Origin of the sequence: Bacillus sp. MMSF_3328, from assembly GCF_030733525.1 — a bacterium.
Classification (GTDB): domain Bacteria; phylum Bacillota; class Bacilli; order Bacillales; family Cytobacillaceae; genus Bacillus_AB; species Bacillus_AB infantis.
This window is the reverse complement of the sequence record NZ_JASHIV010000010.1, coordinates 26,559-45,327: the sequence shown is the minus strand read 5'-3', so window position 1 is coordinate 45,327 and position 18,769 is coordinate 26,559. Positions and strand designations below refer to the sequence as shown.

Genomic DNA, 18,769 nt, shown 5'->3' with positions numbered 1-18,769 from the left:
ATTAGAAGGCATCTTGCTGGGGTAGAGCAGGAGAAACAGCCAAGATGAAATCATTTTAGAAAGAAGGGTGCATATGAAGAAATTTTACATCCTGCACAGCATCAGCTGCCTGGCATTCCTTTTCGTTTTATGGGCTTCTTTTTTGTCTCCAGTATCAGAGAGCGGGGATAACAGGCAGATGAATGAAACGCTATTCCAGCCGGCGCCCTATGCTTTTTCCATCTGGGGGCTGATATATGTGCTGATCGCCATCTGGCTGGTCAGGGGATTTCTCTCATCAGGAGATGAAAGGGAGCTTTATAGGGGCACAGCACCTTGGTTTTCAATCAGCGCCGTCTTGAGCGGGCTGTCGATTACAGCTGGATTGGCTGTAAAAGGTCTAGATGCCATTCTGCTCATTGCTTCACTGGCAGCACTTTGTATGGTTTATGTAAAAATCAAGAAAAGCCAATACCATCGGACTTTTTTCAGAGTTCCGTTCTCATTCTATCTTGGATGGACCTCCATTGCTGTTATTGTGATTATCTTTCAGCAGTTTACAGACTTTGGCATCGGGGAGTTCCTTGCTATAGGAGAGCTGGGGTGGACAAACATCATGCTTATTGCGGGAGCTTTGCTTGCTATTGGCTTTATGCTGCTGCAAAAAGATATCATCTACCCGCTCGTATTCATATGGGGATATATTGGGATTACGGTTGAGCAGCGCGGGCAGGCTTCAGTGGTCTGGACTGCTGCAGCAGCCTGCATTTTGATTGCTGCTGCTGGGTTGATTTACATTTTTAGAAAGAAACAATAAAGCGGGAAATCAGGCCAAGCAGAAAGTATAGTTTGTCTCTTCCGGCCCAATAATAAGCGTTAGAAACTGAGTTGGAAGGAGCTTTGCCTACATGAAAAACCTTCGTTTTTTATTGAAAGATGGAGCGGAAAGTGCGCAGATTGCAAAAGACCTCCGCGTCCAGCTGGATGTCAACCGCTATCAGAATGTGAGTGTAACACCGGTTACGGGCAGAAATGAAGTGATTGTCCAGGTTCCTGATGAAAGCGGCATGATCGAAGAAACAATTGAGAGCTTCATGAAGGATTATCAGACCGGCGAGATGCTGGAGTAGTAATTGGCCCCCTTTCTGCAAGGGGGTTTTATTTTTAGCGAGAACTATCACTGGATAAAGGCCTTAATGCTGGCAGGCCCCTCCTAAGATTGCTTATAATGAGGTTAATATATTCAGGGGAGGCATTTGTGTGAGAATAGGGATTGATGCTGGCGGGACTCTGATTAAGATCGTTTACGAAGAAAATGGCCTTCATTTTAAAAGAATTGAATATAATGAGGCTGAGCAGGCGATGAACTGGCTTAAGACGTTGGCTCCTTCTGCGGATTATGTCCTTACTGGCGGTAAAGCCGCCATCCTTAAGGAGGCCTTTTTTCCCGAAGCCGCTATCATCCCTGAATTTACGGCCACTTGTGAAGGGGCTCTCCATCTGATCAAGGAAGCGGGCCACCCGCATAAAAGATTGCTGCTCGTTAACATCGGCACAGGGACTTCCTGGTATAAAATAGAGGATGGAAAGCATGAAAGAATCCTGGGCAGCGGTGTGGGCGGAGGTACTTTTATGGGGCTTGGCAGGATTTTCACTGGAAAAGCGGACCATCAGAGGCTGGCCGGGCTGGCAGCTGAAGGTAACAGGGAAAAGGCCGACCTGCTGGTGAGCGATATTTATGGAGACAGAAGCTGGCTTCCTTCGACAGCAGGCCAGAATAAAAGGGTAAAGGATGTTGAAGCTCCTATTGACGGCAAGCTGACGGCAGGCAATTTTGCCAATATCACGGGTGAGCCTTCCGAAGAGGATCTTATGGCAGCGGCTGCTAACATGATTGCCGAAACAACGGTTCTTTTGACCAAAGGGGCTGCTGATATCCATCATTCTGAAAAGATTTATTATATCGGAAGTTCCCTGCAGGGTAATGAAATACTGAAAAAGGGACTTCTTACATACAGCAGGATGACAGGCCTGGATGCCGCCTTTCTGCCTAATGGGGAATACAGCGGTGCACTTGGTGCGTACTTATCCAGTTGAAATGATAAATTAATGAATTAAAGTAGGTGCACATTTGTGGGAAAGAAATACTTTACGATTGGTATGGCCGGCCATATTGACCATGGCAAAACATCGCTGACCAAAGCGTTGACCAATATAGATACAGACAGGCTGAAGGAAGAAAAAGAAAGGCAGATATCCATTGAGCCGGGATTTGCTCCCTTGTATGAAGATGAGGATTTGGAAGTATCTGTTATTGATGTCCCAGGGCATGAGCGGTTCATCAGGCAGATGATTGCCGGAGTTGCGGGCATTGATCTTGTGATCCTCGTCGTTGCAGCCGACGAGGGTGTGATGCCGCAGACAAAAGAGCATCTCCAGATTCTTGGGTTCCTTGGCATTGAGAAAGGAATCGTCGTTATCTCTAAAGCTGATCGGGTGGATGAAGAATTCATTGGCCTTGTTGAGGAGGAGATTCTGCTGGAGCTTGAAGGAACGGTCTTTGAAGGCTCGCCTTCGGTTCTCGTGGACAGCCTTTCTCTAAGAGGGATAGAAGAACTGAAAGTGCTGATTGAGGATGAACTCAAAGAAATCACCCCCCGCGGCACAACAGGCGCCTTCAGGCTGCCGATCGATCAGGCCTTTTCGGTAAAGGGGCAGGGGACTGTGGTCCGCGGAACCGTCTATGAAGGATCTGTTGAAGAAGGCCAGCAGCTGAAGATCCTGCCCTCAGGCATTGAAACGAGGGCAAGGCAGATCCAGGTGCACCGGAAGCAGGCAGAAAAGGCATTTGCAGGGCAGCGGACAGCCATCAACTTATCCGGGGTCGCAAAAGAAGATGCCGCCAGGGGGCAGGTCCTTGTCTCCGCTGACAGTTTTACAGTGACAAATGTGTTTGATGCAAGCATCAGGACAGCAGAGGGGCTGGAGTCTGCCATCAAGCAGCGGATGCCTGTCAAATGCCATATCGGAACTGCAGAAGTGATGGGCCGAATTGTATTTTTTGACCGCAACGAGCTCAAGGAAGATAAAGAAGAAATCTTGTGCCAGATCAGGCTGGACGAAGAGGTGGTTACAAAGCGGGGAGACCGGTTCATCCTCAGGAGGCCCAGCCCGGCTGAAACCATCGGCGGAGGATGGGTCATTGATCCTCATGGCCGGAAATATAAGTTTGGCAAGCATACCGTTGAGCTTCTCGATAAGAAAAAACAAGGTTCTACCCACGAAAGGATCAGCGATGCCCTTAGAATAAACAGCAGCATGAAGCCTTCAGAGCTTGCCCATTTAACCGGTGTGGACGAAGAAACTGTCCTGCAGGTGCTTCAGGAAGACGGCTTTGTAAAAATCGGGCCCAATGACTTTGCTCACAGCGAAACGGTGCAGAACGCCTTCATGGAAGCAGCAGGGAAGCTTGGCGAATTCCACTCTGCTTTTCCGATGAGGAAAGGGATCCTTAAAGCAGAGCTGGTCCAGTCGCTGGCTGGCACCTACGGCAAAAGCCTGGTGGGTTTTACGGTTGAAAAAGGGATCCTGGATGGAAAATGGATAAAAGAAGAGCAGTGGCTGTTTTCTTCAACCTTTGAAAGGAATATTCCGAAAAGCTGGCAAAAACGGGCTGGCAATATGCTGGACCAGTTAAGGGAAGATGGACTGCAGGTTCAATACCTAGACGACTACTTCGCCAAATCGGGTATTCCGGGAGATTTAAAGCCAGATATGATCCGCTTTCTGACAGATACTGATAAAATCGTGCCGATTGATGGCCAGTATTACTATCATGCAGACATTTTCAATGAAGCGGTTGAAAAGCTGAAGGCTGGAACCGGAGGCAGCTTTGATGTAGGTGTGGCTAAAGATCTTTTGGGCTTATCGAGGAAATATATCATCCCTCTCCTTGAGCGGCTTGATGAGCTGAAGCTGACCGTGCGGGAAGATAATAAAAGGATCTGGAAAAAATAGAGAAAAGCACCCAGTGAGGGTGCTTTTCTATTATTTTACTTCCTGTTCTTGATATAAATGAGGCGTTTTATGCTTTTTCCCTTTTTTCGGCTTAGGCAGCTTCCGGTCGAATTTTGCCTGATCATAAATTGCTGATCCCACAATTTCAGCTACATCCTGAAGCTTGTCCTTGCTGATTTTATCAATGGTGTCTTCCGGTGTGTGGTACCATGGCTCACTCGGGCTGTGGATGAAAAGTGCTGCCGGAATCCCTGCTTCTGCAAAAGGCACATGGTCGCTCCGTCCTCCCTGTCCATACGGTGTTGCTGTGCCATTCAGCTTTAAGCTGGATTTCTGGGCAAGTTCTGTCACCAGATTCGGTTCGCCATCAGCCGTCAGCATCACCAGGTCGCCTGCATCCCTGCTTCCGACCATATCAAGGTTGAAATTGGCAATGATGCTATCCTGCTCCTTGTCTGACAGATTCTCTACATAATGACGTGATCCAAGCAAGCCGAGCTCTTCAGCACCAAATGTGACAAAGCGGATTTCTGAATCAGTGGGAATATTTTTGAACACTCTTGCCAATTCCAGTGTCATCGCTGTGCCTGATGCATCATCATTCGCTCCCGGTGCACCTGCGACAGAGTCATGGTGTGCGCCAAGCACAATGACTTCTCCTGTATCTTTCTTCTTATTAGTTGGTTTTTTAACGGCAATTACATTATGAGATGTTTTTTCACCGGCGTCAGCTCCCTCAATGACAAGGTTTGCTGTGAAGGTTTCTCCCTCTGCAAGTCTTGCTGACAGGCTTTCACCTTCAGCTTTTGATAAAGCTGCAGCAGGTATGTACTCCTCATTGGCTTCTCCAAGTGTCCCGCTGAGAGGGCCATCAGCATTATTATAGATCAGAACGCCTGCAGCACCTTGTTCAGCTGCATTCAATACCTTTTCGGCAAAGCTGATTTCCCCTCTTTGGATCAGTGCAATCTTACCCTCCAGATCAGCAGCTGCAGCGTCCTCCTTTGTTCCCAGGCCTGCTTCTGCCAATTCAGCAGTGACATTCCCGTTGACTGTATAAGTGAAAGGGGCAGGGGATAATGGCTCTTCCGCTCCCTGGACGGTTAATTCAATCTTCTCAGGCGGCGTATAGCCATAGAAGGTGAAAGGCTGGATTTCTGTTTTATAGCCATAACTTTCGAATTTTTGCTTTATATACTGTACTGCCTGATCTTCTGACGCAGTTCCTGCCACGCGCGGAGACTGCGAGAGATCTGTGATGGATTGATAGATTTTTTCCGCTGATATCCTTTTGATAAGACTATTCTCAAGGCCATGAATAGCTTCCAGCTTCGGAGCTTCCTTTGGCTGGGCCAGCGCAGGAACATGTACTGCCCCAAAGGCCAAAACGCCTGCTAATGACATAGAAACAAAAGTTTTTTTCATAGTATTCCTCCCTGGATAAAATTAATAGGCAACTAATAGTCTAGAATATTCTCAATTTTTCTATAAGGTAAAAAACTCCTGCATTTTTTAGTCCTTTGCATTCATTTTTCGGCCGGCATCCTGCTGGAGCGACTATTTAATCAGGAGGTGCTGACTAGAAAATTCATTAAGGAATAAATTTCCTTCCGGATATTGTCGTAAAATTTGAGTCTTAAGAAGGTAGAAATTATTTTTGTATAAGTTTAGAAGATGAAAGCATGGGGTATATAACCTATTTGTTTGTGGGAAATAGAAGATGATATTCCTTAATTAACCTATAAAAATAGTTAATTCCAAGCACTCCATTTTTTACACATACTATTCTAGTGTAATGATTACTAAAATTAGGATGTGAAAGAAATTAAAGGAGTGTACACCATGAAAAAACAACTTATAACAATGGCAGCCGCAGCAGGCTTGATGCTGACTCCTTTTCAAGGTTCAGCAAGCGCACATGAAAAGACACATAAAGTAGCCTCCGGAGATACGCTTTGGAAGATCTCGAGGCAATACAATATAAATGTAGGCGAGCTTCAAAGCTGGAATAAGCTTAGCGGTGCTGTCATCTATCCGGGGCAGGAGCTTTCCGTCATTGCTCCGCACAGCCACACATCTCAGCCTGCAGCATCAGGCACCACAGTACATACTGTGCAGGCAGGGGACACGCTATGGGGAATCAGCCTGAAATACGATGTCAGTGTCGCATCCCTAAAGCAATGGAATCGTCTGTCAACTGATACGATTTATAAAGGCCAGAAGCTCTCAATCAGCGCTTCTGCAAGCAGCTCTGCCAATGCTCCAGTGCTGAATCCGGCACCAGCCCAAACAGGGTCAAGTTATACTGTGCAAAAAGGAGATTCGCTTTGGAGCATTAGCAGCAGGAACAATACCTCTGTACTTCAATTAAAAGCATTGAATAATCTATCCAGCGATACAATCTATGCAGGGCAGAAGCTTCAATTGAATGGCACAGCAGCAGCTGCAAAGCCTCCAGCACCAGTATCTGTTTCCTCCAAAGCCGATGCGATTATCAGCGAAGCGAAAAAGTATATCGGCGTCCCGTACAAATGGGCAGGAAGCACACCGGCAGGTTTTGACTGCAGCGGCTATATCAACTATGTCTTCAAGCAGTCGGGAGTATCAATCCCAAGAACTGTTGCAACGATCTGGGGCGCCGGAAAAGCGGTATCTTCACCATCACCGGGAGATATCGTCTTCTTTGAGACCGGGACAGGCCCTTCACATGCAGGCATCTATCTTGGCGGAAACAAATTCATCCATTCTGGCTCTTCCACGGGTGTAACAATCAGCGATATGAATTTATCTTATTGGAAGACTAGGTATCTTGGGGCAAAGTCTTTGCTGTAATGGGCTGCAAGTATTCTAGTGTTGAAGCTTTGCAGTGTTAAGCTACGGGCAAAAAGAAAAAAATCGGAGAAAGATACAATTAGCTGCAATAAAATTTATGGGAATTACATTAGACAGGCTCTTTTCGAAAGAGCTGTCTTTTTTTATAATAATTCAGCTGCAAAAGATTCCTTCATATATCCCTTTTAATCAGAAACGCCATTTTATTTACCTGAAATTTTACAGCCAGCACGCTAAGCAGCTTCATTCTAGACTGAATAAACAATTTCCTAGTATAATAAGAAACAAGATGTAAGGCATATTTCCAGATGATGCCCCGCATCTTTTTTTATATTTATTTGTATACGGCTTTATTCAACAGCATTGTTTAACACAGCCTTATATATAGAAAGGACTGACAAAGTGCCGGTTAAAAGATCAGGCTTCTGGATTTTTATATTGATTGCCGGGATGATTTATCTGCTTTTTCTCATGAAGGCAGAGCAATTTCCGGAAATTGATTTTCATATTGATATGGATAATGGCTTTGATGAGGATGCGCCCCTGCCGGTCCAGCTTCATCCGGTGGTAAGTGCCAAAAAGGATGAACTGATCAGCCTGGCGGCGGATAAAGGGATCAATATTGTCATTACACAGGATTTCCGCAGCATTGAAGAGCAGAATGAATTATACGCAAAAGGCAGGACGGCAGAAGGAGAAATCGTGACAAATGCCAAAGGCGGGGAGTCATACCATAATTTCGGCCTCGCCATTGATTTTGCCCTTCTTTCCTTAAACGGAGCTGTCATATGGGATATGAATTATGACGGCAACGGCAATTCCCGTGCTGACTGGGATGAGGTCGTCGAGATCGCAAAGGGTCTCGGATTTGAATGGGGCGGCGATTGGCGCAGCTTCAAAGATTACCCTCATCTGCAATATGATTTCGGGCTGAGCATATGGGAGCTTCAGAGAGGGAAGAGGCCTCCTGAGGAGGAATAAAAAGGAGGATGCGCCGAAACGCATCCTCTTTTGCATTAGTTGACAAGCTCAGATTGTACATAATGGAACAGCAGTCTTGCTGTGTTGTCCAGGGATTCCATGTGGGTCCTCTCATAGGCATGCGAGGAGTCGATCCCCGGACCGATCAGTCCGTGAATAATATCATGACCTGAACGGATGGCAGCAGAAGCATCAGACCCATAATAAGGGTAGATGTCAAGCTTGTAATCGATATGATTGTCCTTTGCAATCTTAACAAGATTCTTCCTCAATCCATAATGATACGGACCGCTTGCATCTTTCACACAGATGGACACCGTATATTCATCTGTTGACTGGCCTTCACCCATCGCGCCCATATCGACAGCCAGGTATTCAACAGTCTCCGGTGTAATATTGGAGTTTCCGCCATAGCCGATTTCCTCGTTGTTCGAAATCAGGAAGTGGGTCGTGTAAGGCAGCTCGATATTCTTTTCTTTTAAAGTCTTGATCAGCTGAAGCAGGATCGCGACGCTGGCTTTATCATCCAGGTGGCGCGATTTGATATATCCGGATTCTGTTTCCTGGACACGCGGATCAAAAGATACAAAATCTCCCACTTCAATGCCAAGAGCAAGTACATCCTCTTTGCTGTGAACCTTTTCGTCTATGCGCACTTCCATGTTCTGCTGATTTCTTTCAGCTTTCGCAGCATCCTTATACACATGTACAGAGGTTTGCTTCATGAGGATTGTGCCGGTATATTTATTTCCTTCTGCCGTTTCAATCTCGCAGTATTCGCCTTCAATCGAGTTGTATGTAAATCCGCCGATCAAATCGATTTTAAGCCTGCCATTTGGTTTGATTTCCTTTACAATCGCCCCTAATGTGTCAACATGAGCCGTAAGCATCCGGTGCTGCTTTTCATTTTTTCCTGGAAGTGTGGCGATCAGGCCGCCTTTCCTGTTCTGGTATGTATGTACGCCAAGCTGTTCAAGATAGTTCTGGACAAAGGAAATTACTTCGCTGGTATTCCCGGATGGACTGGGTATGGAAACGAGTTCCCTGATCAGGTCTGCCGTTTGCTTTACATTGCTGTTAGTCAAAAGATCACTCCTAATATGATTGGATTCCTTTCCATTATACTAGGAAAAAAACTTTTGTTAAATCTGATGATATTCAGGTTTTCCAGATTATGATTGAGTGAAAAGGTTAATATTTAGTAAGATGAGAGTAACGCTTAGAGGTTTATCGGAGGCAATATGAAGAATTCTAACATGTTTATGCAGCTGTTTTATCAATCCAGGATCCCGCAGACTGTAGTGATCGGCCATATAGACCAAGTGATTGTAAATGAGGCATTCTGCAAATTTCTCGGCTATTCAATGGAAGAGTGGGCAGGCCTTACAATTGAGGACATAAGCCACCCGGATGATTATAAAAAAGATTTGGAGCTGCTCAATGAAATCCTGGACGGAAAACGGACAGAATATGAGCTGGAAAAGCGTTACATTTGCAAGGATGGCTCACATAAGACAGGGCAGCTCAATCTATCCCTTGTTAAGGGAGAAAGTGCCGATGATCAATATATGTTCGGCCAGATCGTGGATATTACCGAACAAAAGCGATTGGAAAGTAAAAGAGAAGAAAGCGAGCAGAATTACCGGCTTCTGGCAGACAATATCTCTGATTTGATTATCCTGCACAAATATGACGCTACGTATTTATATGCTTCACCATCAGTGAACCGGATCTTGGGGTATGAGCCTGACGAGATGCTGGAGCTGAATGCCTTTAAGCTCATTCATCCTGATGATATCGAAGAAGTCCGCAGAAGATATCAGCTTATGCTGAGAATCGGAGAGCCGTTATTGATCACTCATCGTGTAAAAAAGAAGGATGGGAGCTACATCTGGATGGAATCCCATGTTAAAGGAATAGATGAATATACATTTGAAAGCGGCGCTCAGATTTTATCCGTTTCCCGGGACATTCAGCAAAGGATTGAGACCAATGAACTGCTGAGAAGGTCAGAAAAGCTGGCTGTTGTAGGCCAGATGGCTGCTGCAGTTGCACATGAAATCAGGAATCCGCTGACGCCTATCAAGGGATTCATGCAGCTGTTTTCAGATGGCCGGAGCTTCAATCCTGCTTTTTCTTCCATCATCATCAATGAAATCAACAGAATAGACAATATCATCACTGAATTTCTGGCTCTTGCAAAGCCCCACAGCACAAAGGTCGAAGTTCTTGATTTAAATGATGTCATCAGGCATGTTGTTGACCTGATGATGCCGCAGGCGCTCATGAACAATAAAGAACTCACATTCGAGCCAGGAAATGGACCGTATCCACTGCTTGGAGATCCTAATTCATTAAAGCAGCTTTTTATCAATATCATTCAAAATGCGCTTGATGCCATCGAAGAAAAAGGGAGCAGCATCATTAGCACGGTAAAGGCGGATGGGGAGTTATGCGCCATCATCAAGGACAGCGGATGCGGCATCCCGGCAGAAAGGCTTGCAAACCTGGGAGAGCCTTTTTATTCAACAAAGGAGAAAGGAACCGGCCTTGGCCTGATGACAAGCTACAAAATCGCTGACGATCATCATGGGAGGGTGAAAGTCGAAAGCGATGAGGGCAAAGGGACTACGGTAAGAGTATATTTTCCGGTCCACGGTATGTGAAAAAACCTCGAAAAAGAACAAGAACCGCCTGGCTGCGTCTCCAGGCGGTTCTTGTTCTATCTATCATTCTTTGTTTCCAATTGAGCCTGCCAGGTGGCGGAGCCTGTAGAACTTCCAGAAATCCCTCACAATCACCTTAACAACAGAATAAAATGGAATGGCCACCAGAATGCCGATGAAGCCATAAAGGGAACCTGCCACCAGCAGGACAAGGATGACTGTCAGCGGATGGATGTTCAGTCTTTTTCCCATTACCTGCGGTGTTATGAGATTCCCCTCCAGCTGCTGGACCGCAACAAGGACAATCAGGATTTTAATCACCATGAAAGGTTCCTGCATCAAACCGACAAAAATGGCAGGAATGATGCCTAGAAGCGGTCCGAGAAAAGGGACGACTGTCAGGAACGTGGCGAACAATGCCAGCACTAAAGCATAATCCAGGCCGATGATCAGATAACCGATATACATCAGGACACCATCGGCAAAAGCTATGATAAACTGGCCGATAATATAAGTTGATAAGGTTTTGTCGATGTCCAGCAAAATCCGGTTGCCTTCTATTTTATGCTCATCCGGTATCCATTTCAGCAGTTTCGGCCGGAGTTTTTCGTCATCTTTTGAAAAATAGAAAAGAATGAAGGGAACAACTACCAGGACGGTTGCGATGCTGGTTATGGCTGAAATGATCCCGGTAAGGTTGCTGCCGACTGTATTAATGAATGATTGCGAATAGGAAAGGACCTTCTGCTCGATCTCCTCATAGGAAAGGAAGCCAAAGTCATTCTCATCCACCATTTCCTTTGTCTCTGATGTAAGATCCTCCATTTTGTCAGGGAAAGAGTCTGATATTTGGGTGATCTGTTCTGCTATCAGGCTTCCGCCGAAATAAAAAATTCCGGTTCCAATGCCAATCAGCGTACCGAATACAATAAGGATGGAAGCGGTCTTCGGCATATAGCCGCTCAGCCAGCGGATGACTGGCCTGAGGATATAATAAAGAAGACCCGATATCAGGATGGGGAAGAAAATGGTCGCCACAAGCTTCCGGAATGGCCAGATGAACCAATCGATCTTACCCAATAGAAAAATAACAACCAGCACGAGTATGGCTCCTGTTATATACATAAAAAACGGCTTTTTAATCCACATATTATCCCCCTGGAATCCCTGAATTCAATTGATAGTATCCTTCCTTTTTTCCCTTGCCGCCGGGACCGAAACCCCTTCTTTTATCGGCTTTTAAAATTATCCCTGTTTAGAAAGCGGCCCTATAAGGAATACAAAGAGAAATAAAAGAAGTAAAGGTGAACGGCAATGGACTTTTTTAAAGAATTAACAAGAGAAGAATATATTCAGTTTTTCTCCTGGTTTGCGGCTATTTGGCTTCTAAAGTTCATCCTGCAATTTTTTGCTGCAAGAAGGCGATGGGCCCAGCCGGAAGCAAAAGAAGGCATGCTCTCGGTCCTCAATTGGGCGGCCTTTTACGCTTCCCTGATACTGTTCCTGAACTTTTTTTCAACGCAGGACTGGCTGAATTATACGCTCTATCAGGCAGGGGACGTTAAAGTCTCACTGCGGCTGATATTTACGGCCTTCCTTATTGTTTCTCTGGCGAATAAGTTTGTCAGGGTTCTTACGCTGCAGATTCTGTCTTCTGTCTATGAACATTATCATGTCGACAGGGGGCTGAGATATACATTCAACCGCTTCATCTATTATGCGATCATGATAGCGGCGGTTGCCGTCAGCCTGACAACGGTCGGTCTTGACCTTACTGCGGCAGGAGCGGCTCTCGGGGTGCTGGGGATCGGAATCGGCTTTGGGATGAGGAATATTGCCGGCAACTTCATTTCAGGCATCATCATCCTGTTTGAACGGCCTGTGGAAGTAGGGGAACTGATTGAGATCAATAATAAAATCGGAACCATTGAAAGCATACGGCTTCGTTCCACGATAGTAAGAACTGCGAAAGAGGGAACGCTGATCGTTCCAAACCAGCATTTTATTGAACAGATCATCAAAAACCGGACTGGATCGGAAATGCTTGCTTCTGTGGAGGTCAATATAAAATTCGGAGAAGATACAGGCAGAATTGAAAACTTGCTGAAAGAGGCGGTCCTTCAGGAAGCTGATCATTTTTCAGCGTATTTAAAAGTAAACCTTGCTGAAATCAGGCTGGTTGACTTTAAGTATGATACGATGCTGTTTTTAATCGAGGTCCCGGTCAAAAATTTCGATACTAAGCAAAAATATGAAAGCCTCCTGCGCCATGCTATAGCCGGCATCTTTTATGAACATGATATCAGCCTTGCCTCCTTTCCTGCTGCAGAGAAAGAGGCAGGTATGTAAAACAGAGGCCAGGGCACCTGGCCTCTGTTTTTTGCAAGTAATCAAAACTAAAGCTTGCGGCCCAATAAAGCCTTCAAGCCGAGGAAAAGCAGGGCAGCTGCAAATATTATCATGGCTGTTACACCAACAGCGGTAATAAATGCGGCAAAGCCCCCTGTCACAAAAGCCAGTCCGGCTGTTTGAATCAGTGCATACCCTGCAAGGATGCAGGCAAGATATAGAAGGGGAAGCTGCTGCACTAAGAACACCTCCTTTATTTACAGTATATGTATCTACTAAATTGGAGGATTGGGTACTTTGTAATCGCTTACTATAATTTTATTGGTCGAAAAACGTCAATATTTGTAATCCTTTTGTTACATAACAAACATGTTTTTGTAAATTATTTTTCAGGAAGCATGTGAGAAACTAAGTTCATCACAAAACAGAGAGAGAAAATTACTTGGGGGACAACATGAAGAAGCTGATCACAAGCGTTTTTCTTTGCACTAGCCTGCTTTTTGCCGGATTGTTTGGGGGAGAAAATACAGAAGCGGCTTCCTATGGTTCTTCTGCGGCTGCAGTGGCCCAAAAATACATAGGAGTTCCTTATAAATGGGGCGGCACTTCGCCTAAGGGCTTCGACTGTTCCGGCCTTGTCGGATTCACCTACAGCAAAGCCGGAAAAAAGATTCCCAGAACTACCGGGCAGCTTTATAAAACGGGACAAGCCGTACAAAAGAAAAGCCTGAAAAAAGGGGACGTCGTTTTTTTCAGCACCTATAAAAAAGGTCCATCACATGTCGGCCTTTACCTTGGAGGCAACAAATTCATCCATGCGTCAAGCTCTAAGGGCGTTAAGATTGATTCTATGTCCAATCCTTATTGGAGCAAAGCCTATTATGGAGCTAAACGAATTTAATTATGATAACCAAGGGCGGGACAATCCCGCCCTTTTTGTTTGCCTGAATCCGGGAACATATGTGCTATAATGGTACTATCATAGATGGCAAGGAGACCTTGTGATGACTAAAAGCTGGAGAATTTCTGCCAGAAGCCTGGCGGAATATGTCTATCGTTCCGGAAGCATTGAGTCCGGGTTTGCAGCAGCTTCCTCGATGGCTGAAGGAACGAAAGCGCACAAGAAAATTCAGAGTACTTATAAGGAAGAAGATGAATATGAGGTTTTCTTGAAGGAAGCACTTCAGCATGAGGAGATTGAGTTCCTTCTTGAGGGGCGATGTGACGGGATTATTCAGGAGGATGGGGAACTGGTTGTAGATGAAATCAAGTCGACGGCAAAGGATTTGTCAGCTTTCGATGAAGATACCCATCCTGTGCATTGGGCTCAGGCAAGATGCTATGCTTTTATGCTTGCAAAAGAGCGCGGGCTTGAGAGAATCACCGTTCAGCTTACCTACTTGCAGATCCACACTGAAGAAGAAAAGCGCTTCAGGAAGGTGGAGACTTTATCCTTCCTCGAAGGTTATGTGAAGGGGCTGATTGCTGACTTTTATCCTTACGCACGGCTCATGCTCCATCATAGGGAAAAAAGGGATACCAGCATTAAAGCCCTGCCTTTTCCCTTTCCGGAATACAGGAAGGGACAGCGAAGGCTTGCAAAAGCTGTGTACAAATCAATTCTGGATGAAAAGGACTTGTTTGCCCAGGCGCCGACCGGGACAGGAAAGACCATTTCAACTGCTTTTCCCGCCATCAAGGCGATGGGAGAGGGGCTGCTGTCAAGGATGGTCTATCTTACAGCCAAAACTATCACAAGGCAGGCAGCCGAAGAAGCTTTTTCATTGATGCAGCAAAAAGGCCTCCATATGCACACGGTAACAATAACGGCCAAGGACAAAATATGCTTTCAGGAGCAGACGGTCTGCCAGAAAGAGCATTGTCCGTTCGCTGACGGGTTTTATGACCGCCTCAATGAAGCAGTCCTTGATATCCTCTCTCATGAATCCATCATTGACCGGAGTGTTATTGAAAAATATGCCATGAAGCACACAGTCTGCCCGTTTGAATTTTCCCTGGAACTTGCATATGCCGCAGACGCAGTCATATGCGATTACAATTATATCTTTGATCCCCGGGTGTCCCTGAAAAGGCTTCATACAGAAGGCAAGAAAAAGACAGCTCTTCTGATCGATGAGGCGCATAATCTGGTGGACCGGGCGAGGGATATGTTTTCGGCGGATCTGGGGAAGCAGAATTTCCTTCAGCTGAAAAGGGCTTATAAAAACACGGCCCCGCAGCTTTCTGCAGCAGCTAAAAAGATGAATGATGTTTTTATCTCTTTCAATAGAGAATTAAAGGAGGAAAGCTATCGCATTCACGAAGAGCTGCCGGAAAATCTGCTGGAGCATCTTGAGGACTTTGCTCATTGCTCAGAAAAGGAGCTGATCAGCGGCAGGGGAGATGAGGGCCAGGAACTGCTGCTTGATACTTATTTTTCTGTACAGGCTTTCCTGAGGATATCAAGGCTGGCAGATGAGCGATTTGTCATTTATACAGAAAAGTCCGGAAAGGATGTAGTACTCAAGCTGTTTTGTTTAGATCCATCCTATCTTGTCCAGAAAATGGGCAAGGGCTTCCGCAGCAAACTCTTTTTTTCGGCTACCTTCCAGCCATTCGATTATTTCAAGAACATGCTGGGCTGGAATGAGGATCATTATTCCCTGTCATTGCCTTCCCCGTTCCCGAAAGAAAATGCAGAAGTTCTTGCTTTGCCGCTTTCAACTAGATATAAGGACAGAAGCGCGACAGGTGAAGCTTTGATCCGATCGGTAGAAAAGCTGGCAGCTGAACGGCCCGGGAATTACTTAATCTTTTTTCCGTCTTACCAATATATGAGGGAAATCCATGAACAAATGAAAGAATCCAGCACTATCAGGATGATGGTACAGGAACAGGGGATGGCAGAGGGAGAAAAAGAAGAATTTTTGTCTTCCTTTAAGGAGGAACCTGAAGAAAGCCTTCTTGGGTTCGCTGTGCTGGGCGGAATTTTTTCAGAAGGGATCAACTTGAAGGGAACCCGGCTCGGCGGTGTCATTATTGTTGGTGTGGGGCTTCCACAGCTGAGTCTTGAGCGTAATCTGATTAAAGATTATTTTCAGGCTGAAGGAAAAAACGGCTATGATTATGCGTATACTTTTCCGGGAGCCAATAAAGCAGCCCAGGCTGGCGGGCGCCTCATCCGTTCAGAGGAAGACACAGGAACCATCCTGCTGATTGATGACCGCTTCCTTCAAAAAAGATATGAACAACTGCTCCCTGCAGAATGGTTTCCGCTAAAAAGGCTCACACGATAAAAAAGGCTTGCAGGAAAAAAAACATTTTTAAAAATAGTTAGACTAGTCAGTTGACAGAAAGCCGACCTTTGTTGTAGGATTACTATGAAATCAATTGAATATTTCTTATCGAGAGTGGTGGAGGGACTGGCCCTGTGATACCCGGCAGCCGCTGACTTAGTCAGAATGGTGCTAAATCCAGCAAAGCGCAATGCTTTGGCAGATAAGATAGAGGCATACAAACTTCTTCTTATCGGAGAAGTTTTTTTTATTGCTGACAACAAGGTGCAAGTGAGAGGAGAAGAGACAGATGAAATACGGATTTTGGCTGCCGATCTTTGGCGGCTGGCTGCGCAATGTAGAAGACGAGAAGATGCCCCCGACCTTCAGCTATGCGAAAGAAGTCATCCAGGCAGCAGAGAAGTGGGGATATGATACCACATTAATAGCAGAACTTTACTTGAATGATATAAAAGGCCCGGAGCAGGATTCACTTGAAGCATGGTCAACTGCGGCCGCTCTTGCTGCGGTGACTGAGAAAATAGAAATTATGACGGCTGTCCGCCCAGGCTTCCATAATCCTGCGGTGACGGCAAAAATGGCAAGCAATATCGACCATATCAGCAATGGCCGTTTTACCCTGAATGTTGTATCCGCATGGTGGGAGGAAGAGGCGCGCCAGTATGCCGGCATCTTTACTGAACATGATGAGCGCTATGACCGGACAGAAGAATTCGTCAAGGTCATGAAGGGTTTATGGGAAGAAGAAACCTTTAATTTTGACGGCAGCTATTATTCTATTAAAAACGCCCATTTGTCCCCTAAGCCGGTGCAAAGGCCGAATCCGATCCTTTATGCAGGCGGAGAAAGCCCCCGCGGCAAGGAAGCAATTGTTAATCACTGCGATGCCTATGTGATGCACGGCGGGACAGTTGAAGAAGTAAAAACTAAAATTGATGACATGAGAGCACGCAGGCAGGAAAGCGGGAATGAGCCATTTAAGTCTTTTGGCATGGCAGCCTACATTGTCTGCCGCGACACAGAAGAAGAGGCGCAGGAAGAGCTTGCCCGCATCACCAATGTAAAAGAATCAAGCGGCTATGCAGGCTACAAAGATTTTGTAGGCAAATCGCAGCTTGAGCAGCAGGTAAAGCTGTACGATTATTCCGTTTCCAACCGGGGCCTCAGGCCAAATCTGATCGGAACCCCTGAACAGATTGCTGAACAGATTATTGCTTATGAAGAAGCCGGCGTCGATCTGCTTCTGCTTCAGTTCTCTCCACAGCTGGAGGAAATGCAGAGATTTTCGGAAAAAGTCATGCCGCTGGTTGAAGCCAAAAGGAAAATCTTAAAGTAAAAGAGGGAGAACATATGAGCAAAATACACATCATACACGAAAACAGCGAATGGACTGCCCATTTGACAAAAAGGCTGGAAGAGCTGGGTCTTCCTTATGAGGAATGGTTTTTGAATGAAGGGATTGTTGACCTGACCAGTGCACCTCCGGAGGGGATTTTCTACAGCAGGATGAGCGCATCTTCCCACACAAGGGGGAACCGCTTTGCACCGGAGCTGACGGAATCTGTCCTGTCATGGCTTGAGCAGCATGGCCGCACCGTTTTCAACGGAAGCCGCGCTTTAAGGCTGGAGGTCAGCAAAGTCAATCAATATACAGCGCTGAATGCTGCAGGAATCGCCACTCCGAAAACAATAGCAGCTGTCGGAAAAAATCAAATTCTTGAAGCAGCTGTAAAGCTCGACAGCGCTCCGTTCATCACGAAGCATAACCGCGCAGGCAAAGGGCTCGGCGTCCAGCTGTTCCATTCTCTGGACGCATTGAGGGAATATGTCGAAGGGCCGAATTTTGAAGAGCCTGTCGATGGCATCACTCTGATCCAGGAATATATTGAGTCGCCAGAATCATATATTACCAGATGCGAATTCGTGGGCGGAAAATTCGTCTATGCCGTCCAGGTGGATACATCAGAAGGCTTTGAGCTTTGCCCGGCCGATGCCTGCCAAATCGGGGATCTGTTCTGTCCTGTTGGCGAAGAGGTGGAAGAAAAGCCAAAGTTTAAGATCATTGAAGGCTTCAACGACCCGATCATTGAAAAATACGAAACCTTCCTCAGGAATAACGGCATTCAAATCGCCGGCATTGAATTTATTAAAAATGCCAATGGGGATATTTATACGTATGATGTCAACACAAACACAAATTATAATTCTGACGCAGAGGCAAAAGCAGGCAAATACGGCATGCTTGAAGCCGCCAAATTCCTCGGTGCCGAGCTTGAAAAAGAACAGGCTAAGGTTAGGGAATACAGCAGAGTGTGATAATAATAGAAGAAGGCCGCTCATTTGGGAGCGGCCTTTTTTGATAGTGTGACTTCAATTCCGGATGGAAGGAGCAGGATAGTGAAGGAATGGAGTGGGTTGCCAACAAAAAATTAATAAGCGGAGATTTTCCGGTTAAATTGATAATAGGGCTCGAAAGGGTATAAATAAGCGGAGATTTTCCGGTTAAGCGAAGCAAAATGGTGAATTTTCCTTTTTTTCGGGTCGATAGCCGGAATTTCTCCCTCTATTTAAGCTGTTTTTAGAGCTCTTTTGAAATTAACGGGAATTTCTCCGCTAATTTGTCAAACCGCGCTGAACCTCATCCTGTCC

The 18,769-nt window shown here is 45.7% G+C and carries 16 protein-coding genes and 1 riboswitch; of the genes, 12 read left to right on the top strand and 4 right to left on the bottom strand.

All coding sequences use genetic code 11. The features are described from left to right. The first annotated feature begins 73 nt into the window (after positions 1 to 73). From RBB45_RS16280 to selB, 4 genes are all read left to right on the top strand, one after another. Positions 74 to 796 carry a hypothetical protein gene (locus tag RBB45_RS16280; RefSeq protein WP_306009957.1) on the top strand — a complete coding sequence of 241 codons (723 nt, stop codon included), beginning with the start codon at positions 74 to 76 and terminating at the stop codon, positions 794 to 796. Positions 797 to 887: 91 nt separating this feature from the next. After that, entirely contained in the window at positions 888 to 1,109 is a 222-nt protein-coding gene (locus tag RBB45_RS16275) for a hypothetical protein (RefSeq protein ID WP_009791070.1), read from the top strand. 130 nt (positions 1,110 to 1,239) lie between these two features. Next, complete coding sequence (locus RBB45_RS16270; protein ID WP_009791071.1) at positions 1,240 to 2,076, top strand: acetate and sugar kinases/Hsc70/actin family protein; 837 nt, start codon at positions 1,240 to 1,242, stop codon at positions 2,074 to 2,076. A 36-nt stretch (positions 2,077 to 2,112) separates the two neighbouring features. Beyond that, positions 2,113 to 3,996, top strand: a complete 1,884-nt coding sequence (selB, locus tag RBB45_RS16265) for a selenocysteine-specific translation elongation factor (RefSeq protein ID WP_306009956.1) — start codon at positions 2,113 to 2,115, stop codon at positions 3,994 to 3,996. A 30-nt stretch (positions 3,997 to 4,026) separates the two neighbouring features. On the opposite strand, the gene RBB45_RS16260 is transcribed toward selB, so the two are convergent. After that, complete coding sequence (locus RBB45_RS16260; RefSeq protein WP_101547605.1) at positions 4,027 to 5,421, bottom strand: M28 family peptidase; 1,395 nt, start codon at positions 5,419 to 5,421, stop codon at positions 4,027 to 4,029. A gap of 417 nt (positions 5,422 to 5,838) precedes the next feature. Here RBB45_RS16260 and RBB45_RS16255 point away from each other — a divergent pair, with 417 nt between their 5' ends. Together RBB45_RS16255 and RBB45_RS16250 are read left to right on the top strand one after the other, a co-directional pair. Continuing rightward, positions 5,839 to 6,828: a C40 family peptidase gene (locus RBB45_RS16255; RefSeq protein WP_101547606.1), complete on the top strand. Its 990-nt coding sequence runs from the start codon at positions 5,839 to 5,841 to the stop codon at positions 6,826 to 6,828. 471 nt (positions 6,829 to 7,299) lie between these two features. Then, positions 7,300 to 7,809, top strand: a complete 510-nt coding sequence (locus RBB45_RS16250; protein WP_232217729.1) for a M15 family metallopeptidase — start codon at positions 7,300 to 7,302, stop codon at positions 7,807 to 7,809. Positions 7,810 to 7,844: 35 nt separating this feature from the next. Here RBB45_RS16250 and RBB45_RS16245 read toward each other — a convergent pair whose 3' ends face one another. Next, positions 7,845 to 8,894, bottom strand: a complete 1,050-nt coding sequence (locus tag RBB45_RS16245; RefSeq protein WP_224951828.1) for a M42 family metallopeptidase — start codon at positions 8,892 to 8,894, stop codon at positions 7,845 to 7,847. Between the two features lie 156 nt (positions 8,895 to 9,050). Between RBB45_RS16245 and RBB45_RS16240 the strand changes: the two genes are divergently transcribed. After that, positions 9,051 to 10,475 (top strand): PAS domain-containing sensor histidine kinase, encoded by a 1,425-nt coding sequence (locus tag RBB45_RS16240; protein WP_306009955.1) that lies wholly within the window; start codon positions 9,051 to 9,053, stop codon positions 10,473 to 10,475. Between the two features lie 63 nt (positions 10,476 to 10,538). On the opposite strand, the gene RBB45_RS16235 is transcribed toward RBB45_RS16240, so the two are convergent. After that, complete coding sequence (locus RBB45_RS16235; protein WP_101547611.1) at positions 10,539 to 11,624, bottom strand: AI-2E family transporter; 1,086 nt, start codon at positions 11,622 to 11,624, stop codon at positions 10,539 to 10,541. 165 nt (positions 11,625 to 11,789) lie between these two features. On the opposite strand from RBB45_RS16235, the gene RBB45_RS16230 reads away from it, so the two are divergent. Then, a complete protein-coding gene (locus tag RBB45_RS16230) occupies positions 11,790 to 12,824 on the top strand; it encodes a mechanosensitive ion channel family protein (protein WP_306009954.1) in 1,035 nt (344 codons plus the stop codon). Between the two features lie 47 nt (positions 12,825 to 12,871). Here RBB45_RS16230 and RBB45_RS16225 read toward each other — a convergent pair whose 3' ends face one another. Next, positions 12,872 to 13,063 carry a hypothetical protein gene (locus RBB45_RS16225; RefSeq protein ID WP_009791081.1) on the bottom strand — a complete coding sequence of 64 codons (192 nt, stop codon included), beginning with the start codon at positions 13,061 to 13,063 and terminating at the stop codon, positions 12,872 to 12,874. A gap of 215 nt (positions 13,064 to 13,278) precedes the next feature. Here RBB45_RS16225 and RBB45_RS16220 point away from each other — a divergent pair, with 215 nt between their 5' ends. The 4 genes from RBB45_RS16220 (at position 13,279) to RBB45_RS16205 (ending at position 18,436) form a co-directional block, all read left to right on the top strand. Next, positions 13,279 to 13,725: a C40 family peptidase gene (locus RBB45_RS16220; RefSeq protein WP_009791082.1), complete on the top strand. Its 447-nt coding sequence runs from the start codon at positions 13,279 to 13,281 to the stop codon at positions 13,723 to 13,725. Between the two features lie 103 nt (positions 13,726 to 13,828). After that, a complete protein-coding gene (locus tag RBB45_RS16215; protein WP_101547612.1) occupies positions 13,829 to 16,120 on the top strand; it encodes a helicase C-terminal domain-containing protein in 2,292 nt (763 codons plus the stop codon). Between the two features lie 102 nt (positions 16,121 to 16,222). After that, positions 16,223 to 16,329: riboswitch (SAM riboswitch) on the top strand. A gap of 80 nt (positions 16,330 to 16,409) precedes the next feature. Beyond that, positions 16,410 to 17,456 (top strand): LLM class flavin-dependent oxidoreductase, encoded by a 1,047-nt coding sequence (locus RBB45_RS16210; RefSeq protein WP_009791620.1) that lies wholly within the window; start codon positions 16,410 to 16,412, stop codon positions 17,454 to 17,456. Between the two features lie 14 nt (positions 17,457 to 17,470). Then, complete coding sequence (locus RBB45_RS16205) at positions 17,471 to 18,436, top strand: ATP-grasp domain-containing protein (protein ID WP_101547613.1); 966 nt, start codon at positions 17,471 to 17,473, stop codon at positions 18,434 to 18,436. Positions 18,437 to 18,769: the final 333 nt, after the last annotated feature.